Raw genomic sequence first — 20,454 nt, 5'->3', positions numbered from 1 at the left:
GTGCGCGCATGAGGCCGCTTTCATCCAGCCCCCCTTTTGCCGACGGCCAGAGCCGGGGCGAGCGCTGGGCGGTATGGCTGCTGATCGGCTTGAGCCTGCTGTTCGCCATCGTGCCCGATACGCTGTCGATGAACGAGCTGGGGCCGGAGGCCAACCACACCATCACGCAAGGCTCGATGCTGCGCCAGGTGCAGTACGGCTCGTTGTTTCTGGGCGCGGCCGTGATGGTCTGGCGTCATCTGAGCACGGCCTGGCGCAATCTGCGCGCCGCCAACCTGTTCCTGCTGTTGCTGGTGGCCTATTGCCTGCTGAGCATGACGTGGTCGCTCTATCCCAGCATCACCATCAAGCGCACGGTGATTTTCGCCGGCCTGGTGCTGATCGGCCTGGCGGTCGCGCCGCCCATCAGCGAGCCGCGTCAGTTTCTGCGTGTCGTCATGGGCACGTTCACTTTCATTCTGCTGGTGTCTTTCCTGGTGGTGATTTTCGTGCCGCGGGTGGGGGTGGATAGCTTTCTGGGCAATGCCTGGCGCGGCATCACCTGGCAGAAAAACGTGATGGGTGCGATCGCCGGGGTGGCGGCCCTGCTGTGGCTGCGCGAGTGGCTCATGAACCCCCACCACCGGGGGCTGACCTTCCTGGGCATGCTGTTCTGCGCCTTCATGATGGTCATGTCCAAGAGCGCGACCTCCATTCTCGTGACCACCCTGGGCGCCGGCCTGTACATGATGACGCGTCACCGCCTGTTCGGCGGACGCCATGCCGGGCAGATCGTGGTGCTGGCGGCGCTGCTGGCCCTGTTGTATGCGGTGCTGCTGTTTTTCGTGGTGGCCGGGCGCATGCCTGGCGTGGGCGATATCGTCGGCCCGGTGACCGCGCTTTTCAACAAGAGCAGCGACCTGACCGGACGTGGCGAGATCTGGGACATGATGGAGATCGCCATCGATCAGCGGCCCTTGCTGGGTACCGGCTACGGCGCATTCTGGACCGGCGAGGGCGGGCCGGCCCAGTTCATCATCGACAAGCTGGGCTGGGTGCCGGCCCACGGGCACAACGGCTACCTGGACATTCTGCTGGACATGGGCGAGGTGGGGATGGCGCTGTTCATCGGCTGCCTGCTCTGGCATGTGACCGGGATCGTGAAACTGTTCCGCATCGACCGTGAAGACGCCGCCATGCACCTGGCGATCCTGTTCATCATCCTGGTGAGCAATATCTCGGAAACCCAGATCCTGCGCGACACGTCCTTCCAGAACATCCTGTTCATCTATTCTTCGCTGGCCATCAGCGGACGTCTGGCGTCGGTGCGCGCCCAGCGGCGCGCAGCGGAGCTGGCGGCGCAGCCTCCCCGGCCGACTGCGCCGCGTTTCGTCTCGCAGCGGAGGGCCGGGGCATGACGCTATGGCGGCGCGCGGCGGCAGCCTGGATGCTGGCGGCCGCCGGGGCGGCGGGTGCCGCGCCAGCGGCACTGTTTCCTTTCGAGATCGACCTGGCGGGCCTGGGCGGTCCTCCCGATGTGGCGGATCTCAACCGCGCTCTGGGGCCGTCCGACCGGCTGGTGGCGCGCGACGGGCATTTCTACCGCGTCGGCGACGACGGCCGCGGCGGTACCGCCGACGATGAACGGCTGCGTCTGTTCGGCGTCAACCTGAGCTTCGGCGCCAATTTCCCGGAGCCGGCCCAGGCGCGCGACCTGGCCCGCGATCTGCGCAAGCTGGGGATGAACGCGGTGCGTCTGCACCATCTGGACTCCCTGCCTTCGGACTTCCCGGACGCGCCGATCAGCATCCTGACCAGCGGCCCCTTCCCCACGTTCAGCGACGAGGCGGTGACACGTCTGCGCGGGCTGATCGGGGCGCTGGCCGCCGAAGGGCTGTACGTCAACCTGAATCTGCATGTCGGCTATCGCTTCCGCCCGCGCGTCGATGGCCTGCCGGAACTGGACGGCGGGCAGGACCGGCCGGCGCTCAGCGCGCCGATCCATCTCTATGACCCGCGGTTGCTGGCACGCCAGGAAACGTATGCGCGCACGCTGATCGAGCGCCTGGGCCTGCGCGACAATCCGGCGCTGGCCATGGTCGAGATCAACAATGAGTCATCCCTGCTGGCTTCCTGGCTGGGGACGGACTGGGCTTCGGCGGTGCCGTCGGCCTATGCTCCGCAGTTGCGGCAGCGATGGCAGGACTGGTTGCTGGCGCAGTACGGCTCGCTGCGGCAGGCTTGCGAGGCCTGGGGCGGATGCCCCGATGGCGAAGCCGGCGCGGCGCAATTGCCCATGCCGGGCCAGGCCAGCGCACATGCCACGGGTCTGGCGCAATTGCGCGCCGGCGTGGCCCGGCGCTGGAATGACTGGTTTGGCCAGTCCGAGGCGGGCAACCGGCGCGAGGAGGACTTCCTGCGCTTTCTGGCCGCCACCGACCGGGCCTATTTCGATCGTCTGCGCGCGGTGGTGCGCGAGGCTGCGGGGATGCCGGTGCCGGTCACCGGCACGCAGATGGCTTATGGAGGCTTGCTGAACTTCGATTCGCAGGCCTCGATGGACTATATCGACGAACACTTCTACGTGGCCCATCCGGATATCCGGGGCGAGCAGGACTGGCGCATCGCCGATATCAGCGCCAGCGGGCAGGAGTTCGACCGGGTGCTGGCGCTGTCGCTGCGCCGTGACCGCGCGCGGCCTTTCGTGGTGAGCGAGTTCAATCAACCCTTTCCCAATCCGCGTGGCGCGGAGATCCTGCCACTGATGAGCGCCGTGGGGGCGCTGCAGGACTGGGATGGCTTGTTCTACTTCGATTACAGCGACAGCGCGACGCTGCCGCGTGCGCCGGCCCGCTTCACGCTCAGCGGCGACTGGGGGCGGCTGGCGCTGGCCGGCCAGAGCGCCCGCCTGTTCCGCGAGCCGCTGCTGGCGCCGCTGGCCGCGGCGATCGACGTGCCGGCTGGTCCGCAGACGCGCCTGGCGCTGGGGGCCGAGCGGCGTTTCGACGCCATTGCCGTGGCCCTGGGCGAGGCCTTGAGTATCTCTCCCAGCCTGGCCCTTGCCGGCCGTCTCGCTCTCGATCTGCAACCCGCCCCTACGCCGGCGTCCTTGCCGCCCGCGCCGCCGCGGCGCGTCAGCGCCGATGGCGTGTTGCGTCACGAGTCCGGGAGGGTGGTCTTGGATGCGCCCAGACTGTGGGGCCTGTTCGGCGCGACCGGCACTGCACGGATCGGCTCGGAGGCGATCTGGATGCAGTTCGAGCCGGGCGGCCCGGCTGCCGCCAGTGTCATGCTGACTGCGCTCGATGGCCAGCCGCTGGCGCGCTCGCGCCACCTCTTGCTTGGCCTGGGCAATGACACGAGCGGTTCCGTGCCGGGCTCGCATCCGCCTCGCCCGCAGGCGCGGGCGGCCTATCGCGGGCAGGCCGGCTGGTTGACCCTGGCGCCGTCGGCAGCGGCCGGGGGACCCTCGGCGCCGATGGCCACCGTGGCTCCCGTATGGTTGCGGCGCAGCCCGGCGACCCTGGGCCTGGGCGCGCGCGCAGGCCGCCTGGCGGTTTACCCGCTGGATGGTCAGGGCCGCCGCCGGCCAGCGCTGCCCCCCGGCGATGTCAGTCAGGATGCGGCCGGCGCGCAGGTGCGCGTGCAGGCCCGTGATGCCGACGCCAGCCCCTGGTATGAATTGGTTTTCGAGGAAACGCCATGAGTGCGCCCGACTATCCCGGCCGTATCTCGGTCTGCATCGCCACCTATCGGCGGCTTGATCAATTGCAGGCCCTGCTGGAGGATCTGCTGGCGCAGACGCTCATGCCGGTGCAACTGGTGGTGGTCGACAACGACGCCCAGGGCAGCGCCGAAGCGGTGATGCTGAAGATGCGGCCGGCCTTCGTGGCCCGCGGGGTGCAGGTCGATTATGCCTTGCAGCCGGAGAAGAATATTTCGCTCACGCGCAACATGACGGTGGCGCTGGCCACCGGCGAGTGGCTGGCCTTTCTGGACGATGACGAGCGCGCGCCGCCCTATTGGCTGGAGCGACTGCGCGCCACGGCGCGCGATTTCCGCGCCCATGGGGTGCTGGCGCCGGTGCTGGCCGAGGTGCCGGAGCATGCGCCGGCCTGGGTCCGCCGCGGCACATTCTATGACTGGGCGCGTTTCAAGACGGGCACGCTGGTGCCGCACCATGCCATGCGCATGGGCAACGTGTTGCTGCGCGCCGATCGCCTGGAGGGCCTGGACCCGGTGTTCGATCCGGCGCTGGGCCTGAGCGGGGGCGAAGACGGCGATCTGCTGATGCGCCTGATCAACCAGGGCGTGCGCCTGGTCTGGTGCGACGAAGCCGAGGTGACCGAGCCGGTGCCGGACAGCCGTCTGAAGACGGGCTGGATCCTGCGCCGGGCCCTGCGCGGCGGCCAGGATTTCGCCATTCATTTCCGCCATGGACGGCTGGGGGTGCAACCCAACCTGGGACGCAGCTTGCTTTTCTTCGGCCGCGCGCTGCTGCAGATGCTGGTCGCAGGCGGGTTGGCCGCGATCACCTGGCCGGTGGGGCGCCATCGCGCGGTGCACTGGCTGGCGCGTGCCTGGGCCAACTACGGAAAACTGTCCACCCTGTGGGGCGGGCATTACCAAGAGTACGCTTGAGGCTGCCATGGCGATCTTCCTGCACCTGATTCTGGCCATCGTGGCCTTTCCCGTGACGCTGGCCACGCTCTATCTCGGCGTGCTGACCCTGCTGTCGGCACGGTTGCCGCGTCCCCGGCCGCGCGAGCGTACGTTGCGATTCGACATTCTGGTGCCGGCGCACAACGAAACCGCCGTGATCGAGCGTACCGTGCGCAGCCTGGCGGCCGTGGACTGGCCGCGCGAACACTTTCGCATCGTGGTCATCGCCGACAACTGCAGCGACGACACCGCGGCGCTGGCGCGGGCCGCCGGCGCGCGGGTGATCGAGCGCCAGGATGACGTGCGGCGCGGCAAGGGCTATGCGCTGGAGTACGGAATTGCGTGCAGCGCCGCCGATGGTTTCGCCCAGGCGGTGGCGGTGATCGATGCGGACACCGAGGTCACGCCCAATCTGCTGTCTGCCTATGCCGCGCGCATCGAGGCCGGCGCCGAGGTGATGCAGGTCCACTACGGGGTGCTCAATCCCAACGACTCGTGGCGTACCCGCCTGATCACCATGGCCTACGGGGCTTTCCATGCGGTGCGCGGCCGCGCGCGCGAGCGTCTGCGAGCCTCCTGCGGCCTGCGGGGCAACGGCATGTGCATGACCCATGCGCTGCTGCGCGAGGTGCCTTTCAATATCCACTCGATGACGGAAGACCTGGAGTACGGCATCGTGCTGGGCCTGCGCGGCTATCGCGTGGTGTACATCGACGAGGCCAGCGCCGATGCCGAGCTGATCGCCTCCGAGCGCGGTTCGCGCAGCCAGCGCCAGCGCTGGGAGGGCGGCCGTCTGGCCGTGGTGCGCGCCTATGTGGGGCGTCTGCTGGGGCAGGCGCTGCGCCAGCCCAGCTGGATCTGCCTGGAACTGGCCATCGACCTGCTGACCTTGCCCTTGGGCTACATCGTGCTGCAGATCGTGGCGTTGGGGATGGCGGGCGGGGTGGCCGCGCTGCTGCTGCCGGCGGCCGGGCTGTGGGCCTGGCCGGCGCTGGCGCTGGGCCTGCTGGCGGTGCTGGCGCTGCATGTGTTGCGCGGCTGGCAGCTTTCCCCTCTGGGGCCGCGCGCCCTGCTGGATCTGGCGCGTGCGCCGTTCTTCGTGTTGTGGAAGCTCTACGTGCTGCTGCGCAACCGGCGCAACAAGCACTGGATCAAGACCGAACGGGATTCGCGGTGAACCAGCGGCGCGGCTCGACCACGGCCCTGGCGCGCCTGTTCGGCAGCGCCATCATCGATCAGGCCATGCTCTCGGCGGCCAACCTGGCCGCCGGCCTGCTGCTCATCCGCTATGCCTCTGAAACCCAGTACGGCTATTACATCCTGGCCTTCAACGCCATGATGCTGCTGACTACCTTGCAGGGCACCTTCATCGGCACGCCCGTCGTGGTGCGCCTGCCTTCGCTCGACGCGGCGGCGCGCCGCCAATGGATGGGCAGCCTGCTGCGCGACCAGTTGCGCCTGGCAGCCCGGGCCGGGCCCCTGGCGCTGGCGGGGATCGCCGGTGGCTGGGCGCTGGGGCTGTTGTCGGCCCAGACCGCAGCGGTCGCCGCTGCGGCGCTGCTGCTGATCCTGGCCGCGCTGTATCGGGAATATCTGCGTGGCATTCTCCTGATGTATCAACGTCCGCAGCAGGTTCTGGCCGCCGATGTGGTCTATGTGCTCATGCTGCTGGGCGGGGTGGGGCTGGCGGTGCAGGGCGGACAGCCGGCCAGCGCCGCGTTGCTGGCCGGCGCGCTGGCGGCGCTGGTGTGCGCGGCATTGCTGCGCCGCCGCCTGGGCGACGAGATCGACGCGCGGGCCGCGCCGGGCCGTCTGCGCGAGATCGCGCGGGTCGGCTTCTGGGCGGCGTCGGGCGGGGTGATCTACTGGCTGTTCAATCAGGGCTACAACTTCCTGACTGCCGCCACGCTGGACCTAGCGGCGGTGGCGGCGCTGGCGGCCACGCGCCTGACGCTGATGCCGATCAATCTCTTGCTGGCGGGCCTGCAGAAGCAGCTCGCGCCGCTCGCCTCCGGCTGGGTGCATGCCCAGGGCGCCGATCGCACGCTGCGTCGCCTGTTGCTGTTCTCCCTCGGGTTGGCGCTGTTCACCTTGCTCTTCGGCGCGGTGCTGTGGTGGCTGCGCGAGTGGATTTTCCTGGATGTCATGCGCAAGGATTTCGCTCAGCGCGATGCCTTGCTGCTGTGGTGGATCGCCCTGTTCGTGCTGATGGTGCTGCGCGAGCCGGTGATGATGTTGCTGGTGGTGCGCCAGCGCTTCCGGGTGCTGAGCGGATCGGCGCTGATCTGCGCCTTGCTGGCGCTGGGCGTCAGCTACGCCGGCATGCTGGCCTGGGGGCCGGTAGGCGCGGCGATCGGCATCGTGGCCGGCGAGGCGTGTTACGGCGTGGTGGTGGGGTGGCTGGCCTGGCGCGAAGCGCGCGCCGATCGGCAGGGGCCGGCCCGGCCCGAAGCGGCACGGGCCGAGTGACAGGATAGCGCGCGCGGCGGCCAGGGCCGGCCGCGCCGGACGGTGGTTTATGGATATTCTCTCGATACAGTATTTACGCGGCGTGGCCGCCATGATGGTGGTGCTGGTGCACCTGCATCCCCAGCTTGAGCGCATGGGGTTTCAGGGCTATTGGCCGCACTGGATGGCTGCCGGCGTCGATATTTTCTTCGTGCTCAGCGGCTTCTTGATGTGGATCACCACGCGGGGCAAGAAGGTCGGCGTGCTGGAGTTCTACCGCCGCCGCGCGGTGCGCATCATCCCGCTTTACTGGGCGCTGACCTCGGTGGCCGTGGGGGTCATGCTGGTGGCGCCGCAGCTGTTGCAGACTACGCGCTTCGGCCTGGGCCATGTGATCGCCTCGTACTTCTTCATCATGGCGCCCAATCCGGCTGGCCATATCGAACCGGTGCTCACGGTGGGCTGGACGCTGAACTACGAGATGCTGTATTACGTCATCTTCGGCCTGGCGCTGCTGCTGCCCATTGCCTGGCGCTTTGCCGCCACCACGGCAGTGCTGCTGGGAATGTGCCTGATAGGCTGGTTCGTTGCCACCGACCAGACGCCCATCCTGCAGGTCTACACCTCCGATATCGTGCTGGAGTTCCTGTTCGGCATGGCGGTGGGAGCGTGGTTTCTGCGAGATTCGCGCGGCGGCTCGGCGGCGCTGGCCTGGCTGCTGGTGCTGGGCGGGTTTGCCGCCTTTGGCATCCTGGCCTGGTATTTTCCGGGCGCTTCGCGACCGCTCACCATGGGGTTGCCGGCCATGGCGATCGTGGTGGGCGCCATCATGCTCGAACGTTTCGGCGGCCTGCCGCCGATGCGATGGCTGCACAAACTGGGCGACGCCTCCTACTCGCTGTATCTGTCGCATGCCTTCGTGCTGTCGGCCCTGAGCCAGGGATGGCGGCGCCTGCATCTGGACAGTCTGCCCGGAGGGCAGGTGCTGTTCTGCGTGGCCGGCGTGCTGGCCTGCAGCATCGTCGGCCTGCTGGTCTATCAGTGGCTGGAGCGCCCGCTTATCAACTTCTTCAGAAAGCCGCGGGTTCAGGCGGCCGCCTAGCGGCGCAGGCGGTCCTTGGCCATGCGCAGCCAGCGTTTGTGGCGACGCGTGGCGGCGCGCTGATCCGACCAGTCGATCACGCTGTCGTGGATATCGTAGTGGCCGCATTGCGCGGCAGGCAGCGTGCCGGCCTCCACGGCGGCGATCACCTCGGGCAGCTGGCGATAGAATGCTGCGCCCCGATAGGGCGGGTGCAGCGACCACAGGCCAGGGCCCGAGCCCAGCAGGTCCACCCGGTACAGGCCGTGCATGCGCAGCACTTCCCCCAGGATGACCTCGGCCTCGCGCGCCAGCGGGGGATGCCCGAGCACATGGGACTTGAGACGTTGCACGGGGCCGGGCGGCAGCAGCGGCAGCACGCCGAGGGTCTCGCGCAGGCGTTCCATATCGAGCATGAAAATGCGCGTGCTGGCCGTCTGGAAGCGATAGGCCGGCGCCCCGGCCACCTCGATGCGCTGCGGCTCGGGCAGGCCGTGGCCGTGGATGACGGCGTCCGCCGCCGGAGGGCCGGGGAAGGGGCCGGTCAGCAAGACGGACGGATCATCTTCGGTGAAGGCGATGGCTTCTTCCACCCAGCGGTGGCTGCCGCCGCCAAACAGCATGTCGCCATCGAAGTGCACGATGTAGCGGGCCTGGCTGTGGTGCATGCCATAAAAGTAGGCGTAAAAGGGCCCGCCGTCCCAGGCCTTGACCGGGATGTCGTCCAGGCCAAAGAAGGACTGGGCCACGTCGTGCCGGGCGCGATCGCTGTAATCGACCTCGATCACCTCAAGCTGGGGGGTGTCGCGTTGCAGCTCGCGCGCCAGCGCGAGCAGCTTGTCGCGGTACTCCTCGAAGTGATTGCCGCGATAGCGCCCCGTGCGGCTGCGATGGGTGTCGATGGTGACCACGATGCGGTCGACCATCGGCGCCCAGACACGGATCTGGTGCGGCAGCAGCAAGGCCGCATGGGGGTAGTCCATGGGATACATGCTGATCTGCGCGGCGACGCGATAGGGGTAGCCCAAGGTATTGCCTCCTTGCGGAATGGGTTGCGAGGGATGCGGAGGGCGGCGCGTCATGGACGTGCGCCGGCTACGGTGGCGGCCAGGCCGGCCTGCAGCGGGGTCCAGTGCAGCCCCAGTTGCTCGCGGGCGCGCGCGCCGAGCAGACGGATGTCCTGGCGCCACAGGCGTGCCAGTGAAGGCGGGATGGGCGGCGGCACCTTAAGCCCCACCCGGCGCAGGCCGATTTCGGCGATCTTGAGCGCGGGCGCCAGCAGGTGGGTCTCGATTTTCAGGCGACGTGCGCCGATGCGGCGCACGGGCACCGCGCCCAGGGCCCGCGCGTAGGCGAGAAAGTAGCCGTTCCAGTCGGGGGCGTCGTCCATGGCGAGGTTGAACGCGCCCGTCGCGGGGCCGCGCAGGCCCGCCAGCACCGCCGCCACCACATCGTCGATATAGACCAGATTGCTGCAGCCGTCGCCACCGGCGCCAAGATCGCCGATGCGGCGCGCGCGCAGCAGGCGGGCGATGCGGGTGCTCCATTGGGGGCTGTCGGGGCCGTAGATACAGCCCGGGCGCAGCACCACCCGATCGGCATGGGCCGCCAGGATCTGTTCGGCCTGTGCCTTGGCGCCGCCGTAGCCGGCCAGCCCGCTGGCCAGCGGATGGTCTTCGTCGACCGGGCCGCGCGCATCGCCATAGACGGCCATGGAACTGAAGTGCACCAGGCGTCGGGCTGGCAGCCCGGCCAGGGCCCGGGCCAGCGCACGCGCGCCATTGACCATGGTGTCGGGCGCGCCGGCCACGCAGTTGACCACGGCGTCGGCCTGTTGCAGGGCCTGTTGCAGGGCGGCGCCGTCAGTGGCGTCGAGCACGACCTGGCGTACCGGACCGGGCGCGCCTGCGCGGCGCAGGGCAGCAACGGGTTCGGCCCAATCGCTGGCGGCCAGCGCCGCCACCACCCGGCGGCCCACATAGCCGCCTGCGCCCAATACCAAAATCGTCTGTTTCATCGTTCAGCGTGTCCCCCGGGCCGCCTCAGGCCCGCAGGCGCGCGCGCAGGTGCGCGGCCAGGCGCAAGGCCAGGGCGACAATGGTCAAGGTGGGATTCGCCTGGCTGGACGTGGGAAACACGGCCGAGCCGGCGACGTAAAGATTGCTGGTTTCGTGGACGCGACAATCCGCGTCGACCACGCTGCTGCGTGGATCGCGACCCATGCGGGCGGTGCCGATATGATGCCCCCCATAGGCGCCGTAGCGCGTCATTTCCGCTTCCACCAAGGCAGGATCATAGTCGAAACGGCCCACGCCGCTGTCGCGCAAGGCCTGTGCCAGGGCAGCCAGCGCGCTTTGCACCGTGGCGACGTCGCGCGCCGTGTAGCGCCAGTCGACGTGCAGCTTCGGCACGCCGAGCGCATCGCGCGCCTCGCCCAGGGTCACGCGGCTGTCGGGGTTGGGCTCCTGCTCGGCATGGAAATCCAGGCTGTAGCGGCGGTTGCGCGGATGCACGATGATGGATGGGAACTTGCGTTCTGCCAGTGTGCGCCGGGTCAGCCAGTGCCACAGAAAGGCCGCGGTCGCCGGCACCCCCAGCAGGACATTGCGCAGGTGGCGCAGCCACAGGCCCGGGCTGGAGGGGGTGTCGCCATAGAGCCGCTTGGCATACTCATAGGGCACGATCGGACGAGCCAGGTACAGCGCCGACAGAATGCCGTTGCCGTGCCCGGGGTCGGGAATGCGCGGATGGTGCAGACGGGCCACGAAGTTGCCGGCCTGCAGTTCGCGCTGCGCCTGGGGGCGCAGGGCCAGCCGGCGGCGGCAATAGACGCCTTCGTCGCTGATCTCGTAGCCGTGCCAGACCGAGCTCGCCGGGGCCAGATCCACCTCGCCGATGGTGCCGGCCAGATGGCACATGTAGTAGCGGCCCACGACATCATGGGCGTTGCCCAGGCCACGGCCGCTGGCGCCCGGGCTGGCCAGCAGCAGGCGCGCGGTTTCCAGGCCGCCGGCGGCCAGCACATAGGCGCGGGCGCGCACCGTGAACGCCACGCCGGCCAGGGTGCGCACATGGGCCGGGCCGGCCGGCTGGCCCGTTTCGCCGCTGTCCAGACGGCACAGATTGGCATGTTGCAGCACGCGCAGCGGGCCGGCGGCCAGCGCCTGGGCGTAGCGACGGCTGAAGTCGGTCGGGCAACTGAAGCGTTCGAGCGTATCGGTCGAGAAGGCCGCGCTGTCGAAACCGCCGATCATCGGCCTGACCGGATGATCGAAAGCGGTCTGCACGGTATAGGCGAAGTCGCCCGCCTCGCACAGCTGGTTGGCGCGCGGATAATAATCCTGCAGCGCCTGGGGCCCGATGGGCCAGCCGCTGTGGGCGATGTAGTCGCGCGCCTCGAAGTCGATCGGATCAAACGGCATGCAGCGCCCGCCCCAGATGGTGGTCGAGCCGCCCATGCGGCGCTGACGATAGCGATCCGGAGCGCTGTGCAGCTTCTCGTCGGCCACGCTGCCTTCGTAGAGCGCCTGGGTCGCGGCGTCATCGCCATGCCCGCCGCTCTCGATCAGCAACACGTCCAGGCCGCTGTCCTGCAAGGCCAGGGCCAGCGTGATGCCGGCTGCGCCGGCGCCGATGATGCACAGGTCGGCCTCCAGCACCGAGCCGTTCGGAATCGAATTCGCGTCCAGAATCATGGTGTCGTGGCCGGCCCGGGGCCGGCTTCTCAATAGCGTACGGGGCTGCCGGCAGGCAGTTCAAGCGTGTCGTGGACGTAGCGCGCGAAGTCCGCATAACCCTGCGCCGAGGGGTGCACGCCATCGGCGAAGCGGCCCGGAGCCAGTTTGAGGAAATCCTGGGTGCCGCCGCTGGACCAGTCCAGGTAGTCGACGATGCGCACGTTCGGATACGCCGGCGCGAGCTCGTTGCGCAGCCAGTCATTGAAGGCGCGCGCCTGGGCCGCCATGGCGTCGGTCATGCCCAGGTAGGCGCCAACGTTGTCGATCACCAGCACGATGCCGTGGTCGGCTGCAGATTGCGCAAAGTAGCGAAAGTTGTCCTGCATGACCTGCAAGGGCAGCTGCGCCATGGCAATGTCGTTGATGCCTGCATGCAGATAGACCAGGTCGGGCCGGGTGCCTTCGGGCAGGGTGCGTGGGCCGCGGCCGTCACCGGGATCGAATTGCCGGGCCAGCACATCGCGCGGCCAGCGCGCCCGCACCTGCGAGGAGGTCTGTCCGCCGATGCCGTGGTTGAAATGGAATACCCCGGAGTAGGCGGCCAGCTCGTGCGACAGCTGCCCGGGCTGCGAAGGGTAGTCGGGCACGAAGCGGCCCTGGACGTTCAGGCGGCCCTTGCGTTCGATTTCGCCTTCGGCAATGGAGTCGCCCATCACCACGGCATAGGGCTGGGCCGCCAGGGCGGGCAGGGTCAGGCAGGCTGGCGCCAGCGCCAGGGCGCACAGCAGTGCGCGGCGCCGGGTCAGGCGAAGAGGCGGGCGCATGGCCATCAGAAGAAGCGTTCGTTGACGTGAAGGACGTCGCCAGGCTGGATGGCGTCGGTGAGCTTGACGCGCTTCTCGGTGACTTCGCCGGTCAGCACGTCGGTGCGATTGAGATCGATGCGGCTGTCGGAGGCGCGCGGGGTGAGGCCGCCGGCCAGCGCCAGCGCCCGCATCACGTTCAGGCCCTGCTCGATCGGGTAGGCGCCCGGCTTGCCGACTTCGCCATACACATAGAAGCGCGGCGCCTGGGGCACGAACACCACGTCGCCCGGCTCGAGCTCGGTGTCCTGCAAGGGGCGGGACGGAGACTGGCGATTGCCCATGTACAGATTGAGCCGTTCGTTGCCGCCGCCCTTGCGGCGCACCACGGTGGCGATCTCGCCGGCATCGGGCGCCGCGCCGCCGGCCATGGCCAGCAGTTCCAGCACCGAGAGGCGTCCTTCCAGGGGGTAGCGGCCGGGGCGTTCGACCTGACCGAGCACCGATACGATGCGGCTGCGCAGGGTGATGACTTCGATGGCGACTTGCGGATCCACCATGTAGCCCTTGCTGCGCAGGCCTTTCTCGATCTGCTGGCCGATCGCCGCAGGCGTCTTGCCGCCGGCCTGCACCTTGCCCAGCATGGGCACGACCAGCTGGCCATCGGCGTCCACGGTCACGCGCACCTGCGATCCGCCGGTGCCCATGATGTTGACGTTCAGGGTGTCGCCCGGGCCCACCGCGCCGATGGCGCCGCTGATGGCCTGTTCAATGTTGTCCTCGACCGCCGGCACGATCAGCAGCGCAGCGTCCTGGGGCAGCCGATTGCCTGCGAGGTTGCGTTCGGAGCCGCGATCGCCGCTGCCGATCTTGGCGCGGGTGGTGGGCGTGGGCGTGCGCGGCGCGCCGTCGCTGGCCGAGGGCAGGGCCGGGGCCAGGGGCGCGAGCGGAGCCAGGGGCGCCAGGCCCTCCTGACTCGTCGTCGCAGGCGCCACCGGATCGGGGATGGGCAGATCCTGGGCAAAGGCGGCCCGCGCAGCCAGCAAACCCGTCATCAGCACAGCCGCCGATATTCTTTTTTTCAGACCCGCCACATTGTTCTCCGATCTGCTGGTGATTCTTGCGCTTACACCTGGTTCAGGCATGGTGCCGCATCGTCCCATATTTTAAATACAATACGGACGTTCCTGGCGTGCATCGCCAAGGTAATCGCGAGGATGAGCCCGCGATTCTAGTCCAAGCATACCGCCCTTCGTATTGAGACCATCCTTGCTACGTACTTCGCAAGTACCCGGGCCCGCTTCGACGACTGACGTCGAGCCCATGCCCAGTGTGAGTCTGTTCGGTCTGGACATCGCCGCGGTGTCCTTTGACACCGCGCTGGAACATCTGTCGCAGGCCGCCGAGCGGCGTGACGGCCATGCCCGCGTGGTGGTCACACCCAATGTGGACCACGTGGTGCGCCTGGATGCCTCCCCCGAGTTTCATGAGCGCTATCGCGCGGCCGACTTCATCTTCGCCGACGGCATGCCCCTGGTTTGGGCCAGCCGCTTGCTGGGCCGTGCGCTGCCGCAGCGCGTGACGGGCTCCGATCTTTTCGTGGCGCTCTGCCGCCAGGCCCAGCGTCGTCAATGGAAGGTCATGCTGCTGGGCGGCATGCCGGGCGGCGAACCGGAGCTGCTGGCGCGTTTCGCGCAGTATTTCCCTGGCCTGGACATCGATATCGTCAGCCCCTCGATGCGCTTTGACCCTCTTGGTGAAGAGGGCCAGGCATTTGCGCAGCGGGTGCGCGAGCGCCAGCCCGATGTGGTGTTCCTGTGCGTGGGCATGCCCAAGCAGGAAAACTGGGCCCTGCATTACGCGGCTTCGCTGCCGGGCGGCATTCTGTTGTGCGTGGGCGCGGCCATGGAGTTCGCCATCGGTCTGCAGCGCCGCGCGCCGGGCTGGATGCAGCGCTTCGGGCTGGAATGGCTGTGGCGCCTGGCCAGCAATCCTCGCCGCCTGTGGCGCCGCTATCTGGTCGACGACCCCCGCTTTCTGGTGTTGTGCTGGCGGCAATGGCGGTCGCAGCGACGCGCCCCATGACTCGCGCCAAACTGGCTGTCGCCAGTCTGGCCTTCTGCAGCCTGCCGGCCGCCGCCGCGCCGGGGCCGGCAGATTATGCCGTGCAGCTGGGCAGTTCGGTGCAGCACCAGAGCAACCCGGCCCGTCTGCCCGATGCTGCCAGCGAAGACATCCGCAGCGACACGGTGCGCGTGAATTCGGTCGGGCTGGGCCTGCGCCTGCCCCTGTTGTCCGAAGACACGCGCCTGGAGGCCGGCGGCATGCTGGCCGATGCACGCTACAGCAACAACCGGCAGCTCGATCATCAGCCCCGTGTGCTGAACGCCGCGCTGCCCTGGCGCGCCGGACAACTGGTGAGCGGGCGTTTTCAATATGGCTACCAGAGCAGCCTGAGCTCCAATCTCGGGCGCACCTGGCCGGAGCGTGACCAGGAGTCGCGCCAGAACCGTTCCGCCGAACTGGGCCTGCGGGTCACCGACAGTCTCACGCTGCCGGTGCTGGGCGTGTTCCACAACGATACGCACTACGACCAGAGCATCAACCAGCGTCTGTACGACCGCAAGGACGAGGGCTGGCAACTGTCGGCCCGTTACGCGGGCTATGGCCGTTCTTTCGCGCAGGCCGGCCTGCGCCAGACCGATGTCGATTACTACGAGCGCACGCCGGATCTGGTGTCGACCATCGATGACCGGTACACGGACAATGAAGCCTTCGTGGCCGCGCGCTGGGACTACAGCCCCAAGACCCTGCTCCAGGGCCGGGTGGGCGTGCTGCAGCGCAGCTACCAGCACCTCGACGATCGCGATACGCGCCTGCTGACTTTCGAGGGTCGGGCCACCTGGGATTATTCGCCCAAGACGCGTTTTGACTTCCAGCTCTGGCGCCGGCCCTATGCCTATGACGACGATCCCTCGGTGCTGTACGCCGTGATCACCGGCGGGCAGGCCTCGCTGACCTGGCGGCCCACGGTCAAGACAGCCTTCCAGCTGGGGGTGGAGTATGGCCGCCAGCGCAACACGGCCTACAGCGGCGGTAACGATCAGGTTCTGCACATCCAGCGCCTGGGCGCGCGGGTGCAGTGGCAGGCCGACGACAACCTGCGCTGGGTGGCGGATGTCTACCGCGACCGTCAGCAAGGCAACGGGCAGGCCGACAGCTACACCCAGAACTTCGTGCGGGTCGGCCTGGAGTACACCTTCGGAAAGGGGGCCCGGGAGGGCCTGGTCCGCTCCATGCAGCCCTCCGACTGCCAGTGGCGTCGCCCCGAGCTGGCGCTGTGCGATCCGATCAACGCCGAGCCCTGAGACGCCTCAATAGGCGTTGCGGTCCCAGAACATGAGCAAGGCCGTGCGCACCAGGATCTTCAGATCCAGGCGCAGGGACCAGTGCGCGATGTAGTAGCGGTCGTATTGCACGCGCTGCTCCATCTTGTCGGGGGTGTCGGTTTCGCCGCGCAGGCCGTGGATCTGCGCCCAGCCGGTGATGCCGGGTTTGACGCTGTGGCGCAGCATGTAGCCCTGGATCAGGCGACGGTACATCTCATTGTGTTCGGCGGCGTGCGGGCGCGGTCCCACCAGGCTCATCGAGCCGCCCAGCACGTTGAACAGCTGCGGCAGCTCATCCAGCGAACTCTTGCGCAGAAAGCGCCCGATGCGTGTGACACGGTCGTCGCCCACCTGCGCCTGGCGCAGCGTGCCGTCTGCCTCGCGCCCGGCATCGGCGCGCATCGAACGGAACTTGTAGACGATGATGGGACGGCCCCGTTCGCCATAGCGTTGCTGGCGGAAAATCACCGGGCCGGGCGAGTCGCGCTTGATGGCGATGGCGATCACCAGCATCAGCGGCCCCAGTGCCAGCAGCATCAGACTGCCCAGCACCAGATCCATGGCGCGCTTGAGGCCGCGCGACAGCCCCAGCATATTGGTTTCGTGCAAAGCCAGCAGCGGCACGCCGGCCACCGCCGAACTGGTGGCATTGAGTTCCGACAGGAAGGGAGACTCAGGCAGCAGATAGATGGCGGCGGTGGAGTCGTACAGCCGGTTCATCAGCTCGACCTTGACGGGATGGGGCTGGCCGTCTTCCAGGGCCACGAAGGCCATGTCGACCCGATTGGCGCTGATGCAGGGCAGGGCGTCGGCATAGCTGCCCAGATAGGTCGGAATGCTTTCGCCTTCGCCGGCACGGTCCTCGACCGGCGCATCGGCATAGTAGCCGGCCACCTGGATGCCCAGGATCGGTGAGCGTTCCAGTCGCATGGCCAGTTTGCGCGCCTGCGGACCCAGGCCGAAAAACACGCCGGCTCTCCGGTTGACCGCTGCGTTGTTCAGGCGATGCGCCGTGCGACGCAGCAGATAGAGCGCGGCCACCTGCAGCGGCAGCGCGGCCAGGGCCCAATGAAACAGCAGCTGGCGCAGCCAGCCGGTGTCGATCAGGCTGCTGGGCAGAAAGAACAGGGCGGCCACCGCCAGGATCAGCAGGCGCAGCCAGCGCGCCATGCCCCGGCCCAGCATCCACCACATGTTGCGTGCGCTCAGCAGCAGCGTGAAGCGGGCATAGGTGATGAAGGCGGCGATGGCCAGCAGGGCAGGCACCCAGGTCTGCAGGGCAGCGGAGTCGCCGCCCTGCAGATGCGCCAGGATCAGGAAACTGCCGGCATTGGTCAACGCGCAGACCAGGCCGGCCAGGGCCATGAAAGAACGCTGGGGATGAGCGGGAGGGGCGTGCGTCAGCATGTCGGGCAGGTCAGCGTCCGTAGGCGTCGTCGAAACGAACGATGTCGTCTTCGCCCAGGTAGGGGCCGGACTGTACTTCAATCAATTCCAGATCGATGGCGCCGGGGTTCTCCAGGCGATGCTTCACACCCAGCGGAATGTAGGTGGACTGGTTTTCGGTCAGGAGGAAAGTTTCCTCGCCGCGTGTGACACGCGCGGTACCGCTGACCACGATCCAGTGCTCGGCGCGATGATGGTGCATCTGCAGCGACAGGCAGGCGCCGGGCGCCACGCGAATGCGCTTGACCTGAAAGCGCGGGCCGTTGTCGATGGCGTCATAGCTGCCCCAGGGGCGGAAGACCTGGCGATGGGCATGGGCTTCGCTGCGCCGGGTGTCGTTCAGGCGGGCGACGATGTCGCGCACGTCCTGGACTCTGTCGCGCGCGGCCACCAGTACGGCGTCCGGCGTTTCCACCACCACCGCATCCTCCAGCCCGAGCAGCGCCACCAGGCGGTGGTTGGCGTAGGCATAGACATTGCGGCAACTTTCGGCGATGACATCCCCGCGCAAGGCGTTGCCCGAGGCATCCTTGGGCGCCAGCTGCCATAGCGACGAGAACGAACCGATGTCGCTCCAGCCGGCCTGCAGCGGCACCATCGCGACGTCGGGGTCGTGTTCCATCACGGCGTAGTCAATCGACTCGGAGGGGCAGGCGAGAAATGCGGCCTCGTCCACGCGCACGAAATCGCCGTCATGACGCGGTTGCTGCATGGCGGCGCGGCAGGCCGCCAGGATGTCCGGGCGCTGCGCCTGCAGCGCCTGCAGATAGCGCGAGGCGCGAAACAGGAACATGCCGCTGTTCCAGTAGTACTGGCCGCTAGCCAGGTACTGTTCGGCGGTGGCCAGATCGGGTTTCTCGACAAAGGCTTGGACGCGCGCCACGCCCGCTTCGAGGGCCGCGGCGCGGATGTAGCCGTAGCCGGTTTCGGCATACTGCGGCACGACGCCGAAGGTCACCAGGCGGCCTGCTGCCGCAGCCGGCTGCGCCAGGCGCACGGCGGCATGGAAGGCTGCCGTGTCGGCGATGGCGTGATCCGAAGGCAGCACCAGCAACAGGGGGTCTTCGCCTTGGGCCGTGGCCAGCAGGGCGGCCAGCGCAATGGCCGGCGCGGTATTGCGCCCGGCCGGCTCCAGCAGCAGCGTCGGCGCTTTCAGGCCGATCTGGCGCAGTTGTTCGGCCACCAGGAAGCGGTGCGCTTCGTTGGCGATGAAGATGGGCGCCTCGGATTGCACGGCGGCGACGCGTTCGCAGGTCGCCTGCAACGGCGAGGCCTCGCCCAGCAAGGGCAGAAACTGTTTGGGGTATGCGCTGCGTGAAAGTGGCCACAAGCGGGTGCCGGAGCCGCCGACCAACATTATTGGGCGCAGCTTTGGCGACAAACTCGACATCTGAGGTCCTTGCAATCTGCGGCCGACAGCGCGGGTGCGACCCCCGCATAACCGTTGGTACGCGGCGCCGGTGGTTTGCGCATGGCGGCCAGGCCGGCCCGAACGGTGTAACCTTTGTTACTAATGCGGGTGACTGAATATTTTAATTTAAGGCGTCAATATACTAAACTTGGGCCCAGCGGTGGATCGGGATAATGTGACAACATTTATTCGCCGCACTCTGAGAAGCAAGGTTATGCTCCAAGAATGCGGCCTAACGTCCCGCAGCTCCGCCTTGCCAAATTGCGGATTGCCCTATGCAGGGCCACGGAAATACACTGTTCGCGGCGTTTCTTGTGTTTCGCGTATCGCACAAGAACGGCCGTCTCCCATTAGCATTTTTCAAAGCAGTTCGTGCTCTGCCTTTTTCAATAAGGCAGACAGCGCGTGACGCTGCTCGCTCTGCCTATTTTCAGGTATGCGGGGCGGTTTTTTGCGTCCCGAGAAAACAGCCGACTGCTTTCCAGTGAAATGAAGGAACAACGTGAATAGCGCCATTCTCTCCCACCTGAACGACCGTCTGTGCGCCCATCAATGGCGTGACACCCTGGCTGCGTTTGCGCATGAGTTGGCGCAGGATCTGACCACCCAACGCTTGCGCCAGATGATGCGCCGCGCCGGCGAGCGTTTTGCCAGTGGGAATATGTTGCCGCAGGCCGGCACGATCGAAGAGCTGGGCACGGCGGCCAACCAGCTGTGGCGCACCCTGGATTGGGGCTGGGTCGAAATCAGCGAGGCAGACGACCATCTGGCGCTGACGCATTACTGCGCACCATTGCGTGCAGCATTTGGAGCCGATCATCTGACCTGGAGCACGGGTTTCCTGGAAGGAGCCTATGAGCTGTGGATGCGCCAACTGGGCGCCGATGACCAGTTGCGTATGACGCAGCAACAGACGCCGTCCGAGGACGGCACGATCGTTTTCCGGTTTGGTCGTTGAGCAGCCTGGCCGCTCGCGCGGCCGGATGACATGGGGTCTAGGAGCTTGGCATGCAGGGTGATAGCGACATCAGCCGCCTCTACCGAGAATTCGGGGGCGATCCGGGCGAGTACCGGGAAATAACGGAGCAGGAGAAGGCCGAGGCCGCGCGCCACCGCTGGCCCATGTTCGATCGCGCGTTGCCGGGCGATGCCGGGTTGATGCCGCCGTCGGTCGACGAAGGGCGCACCGAGATGCCTGTGCCGGCTGCGCCGTGGCCACCGGGCGGCACGTCCGCCGCGCCCGCTGCATTGCCGCCAGTCAGCGGCGGCCACGGCGCGCCCCTGCGGCGCGGAGCGGCCTTGGGCGCCGGCTCGACGCATCGCTGGTGGACCGACGCGCAGGAGGCGCAGCCGGGCGAGGCCCCGCAGATCGCGCCGGGAACCGTTTCCGTCGCGCGCGAAAGCGCGCCCGCAGCCGTCCCGTCGGTCGAGCCGGCCGTCGTCGCGACGCCCGCAGCCGCGCCGGTGGTCGAGATTGCCGTGCCCGAAGCGCCTGTGGCGCTCGAGCCGGCCGTCGTCGCGACGCCCGCAGCCGCGCCGGTGGTCGAGATTGCCGCGC

17 protein-coding genes are annotated in these 20,454 nt (G+C 67.9%); 10 read left to right on the top strand and 7 right to left on the bottom strand.

Annotated elements, in window-relative coordinates:
• The first annotated feature begins 8 nt into the window (after positions 1-8).
• From A7V84_RS07055 to A7V84_RS07030, 6 genes are read left to right on the top strand one after another with little or no spacing between them, the layout of a single operon-like run.
• Positions 9-1,397 (top strand): O-antigen ligase family protein, encoded by a 1,389-nt coding sequence (locus A7V84_RS07055; protein ID WP_025518107.1) that lies wholly within the window; start codon positions 9-11, stop codon positions 1,395-1,397.
• On the top strand, positions 1,394-3,685 hold the full coding sequence (locus A7V84_RS07050; protein WP_063492017.1) for a hypothetical protein: 2,292 nt from the start codon (positions 1,394-1,396) through the stop codon (positions 3,683-3,685). Before A7V84_RS07055 ends, A7V84_RS07050 begins: the two co-directional genes overlap by 4 nt.
• Positions 3,682-4,620: a glycosyltransferase family 2 protein gene (locus A7V84_RS07045; protein WP_025518104.1), complete on the top strand. Its 939-nt coding sequence runs from the start codon at positions 3,682-3,684 to the stop codon at positions 4,618-4,620. Before A7V84_RS07050 ends, A7V84_RS07045 begins: the two co-directional genes overlap by 4 nt.
• 7 nt (positions 4,621-4,627) lie before the next feature.
• Entirely contained in the window at positions 4,628-5,818 is a 1,191-nt protein-coding gene (locus tag A7V84_RS07040; protein WP_025518102.1) for a glycosyltransferase family 2 protein, read from the top strand.
• Entirely contained in the window at positions 5,815-7,110 is a 1,296-nt protein-coding gene (locus A7V84_RS07035; RefSeq protein WP_063492018.1) for a lipopolysaccharide biosynthesis protein, read from the top strand. The genes A7V84_RS07040 and A7V84_RS07035 overlap by 4 nt, the downstream gene beginning before the upstream one ends.
• Before the next feature lie 49 nt (positions 7,111-7,159).
• Complete coding sequence (locus A7V84_RS07030; protein WP_025518100.1) at positions 7,160-8,191, top strand: acyltransferase family protein; 1,032 nt, start codon at positions 7,160-7,162, stop codon at positions 8,189-8,191.
• On the opposite strand, the gene A7V84_RS07025 is transcribed toward A7V84_RS07030, so the two are convergent.
• From A7V84_RS07025 to A7V84_RS07005, 5 genes are read right to left on the bottom strand one after another with little or no spacing between them, the layout of a single operon-like run.
• On the bottom strand, positions 8,188-9,252 hold the full coding sequence (locus A7V84_RS07025) for a capsular biosynthesis protein (protein ID WP_231886760.1): 1,065 nt from the start codon (positions 9,250-9,252) through the stop codon (positions 8,188-8,190). The two genes, A7V84_RS07030 and A7V84_RS07025, sit on opposite strands and share 4 nt — an antisense overlap.
• Complete coding sequence (locus tag A7V84_RS07020; RefSeq protein WP_025518098.1) at positions 9,249-10,187, bottom strand: NAD-dependent epimerase/dehydratase family protein; 939 nt, start codon at positions 10,185-10,187, stop codon at positions 9,249-9,251. The genes A7V84_RS07025 and A7V84_RS07020 overlap by 4 nt, the downstream gene beginning before the upstream one ends.
• 25 nt (positions 10,188-10,212) lie before the next feature.
• Complete coding sequence (locus tag A7V84_RS07015; protein ID WP_025518097.1) at positions 10,213-11,865, bottom strand: FAD-dependent oxidoreductase; 1,653 nt, start codon at positions 11,863-11,865, stop codon at positions 10,213-10,215.
• Positions 11,866-11,894: 29 nt separating this feature from the next.
• Positions 11,895-12,671, bottom strand: coding sequence for an SGNH/GDSL hydrolase family protein (locus A7V84_RS07010; protein WP_081695150.1), 777 nt, complete (start codon positions 12,669-12,671; stop codon positions 11,895-11,897).
• Positions 12,672-12,676: 5 nt separating this feature from the next.
• Positions 12,677-13,705 (bottom strand): SLBB domain-containing protein, encoded by a 1,029-nt coding sequence (locus A7V84_RS07005; RefSeq protein WP_025518095.1) that lies wholly within the window; start codon positions 13,703-13,705, stop codon positions 12,677-12,679.
• A 268-nt stretch (positions 13,706-13,973) separates the two neighbouring features.
• Between A7V84_RS07005 and A7V84_RS07000 the strand changes: the two genes are divergently transcribed.
• Complete coding sequence (locus A7V84_RS07000) at positions 13,974-14,735, top strand: WecB/TagA/CpsF family glycosyltransferase (RefSeq protein ID WP_025518094.1); 762 nt, start codon at positions 13,974-13,976, stop codon at positions 14,733-14,735.
• Positions 14,732-16,018, top strand: a complete 1,287-nt coding sequence (locus A7V84_RS06995) for a hypothetical protein (RefSeq protein ID WP_127070795.1) — start codon at positions 14,732-14,734, stop codon at positions 16,016-16,018. Before A7V84_RS07000 ends, A7V84_RS06995 begins: the two co-directional genes overlap by 4 nt.
• A 6-nt stretch (positions 16,019-16,024) precedes the next feature.
• Here the strand turns inward: A7V84_RS06995 and A7V84_RS06990 are convergent, their stop codons facing one another.
• The gene (locus A7V84_RS06990; RefSeq protein WP_231886759.1) at positions 16,025-17,446 is read right to left on the bottom strand and encodes an undecaprenyl-phosphate glucose phosphotransferase; all 1,422 of its coding nucleotides are present in this window, start codon (positions 17,444-17,446) and stop codon (positions 16,025-16,027) included.
• A 10-nt stretch (positions 17,447-17,456) separates the two neighbouring features.
• Positions 17,457-18,875: a mannose-1-phosphate guanylyltransferase/mannose-6-phosphate isomerase gene (locus A7V84_RS06985; RefSeq protein WP_033534182.1), complete on the bottom strand. Its 1,419-nt coding sequence runs from the start codon at positions 18,873-18,875 to the stop codon at positions 17,457-17,459.
• 523 nt (positions 18,876-19,398) lie between these two features.
• Here A7V84_RS06985 and bcsD point away from each other — a divergent pair.
• The gene (bcsD, locus tag A7V84_RS06980; protein WP_033534183.1) at positions 19,399-19,854 is read left to right on the top strand and encodes a cellulose biosynthesis protein BcsD; all 456 of its coding nucleotides are present in this window, start codon (positions 19,399-19,401) and stop codon (positions 19,852-19,854) included.
• Between the two features lie 50 nt (positions 19,855-19,904).
• Positions 19,905-20,454: cellulose biosynthesis protein BcsP (bcsP, locus tag A7V84_RS21430; RefSeq protein WP_268874017.1), on the top strand; the 550-nt coding region annotated here is incomplete at its 3' end.

The organism is Bordetella trematum (genome assembly GCF_900078335.1).
Taxonomy (GTDB): domain Bacteria; phylum Pseudomonadota; class Gammaproteobacteria; order Burkholderiales; family Burkholderiaceae_B; genus Bordetella; species Bordetella trematum.
This window is presented reverse-complemented; position numbering and strand designations above follow the sequence as displayed.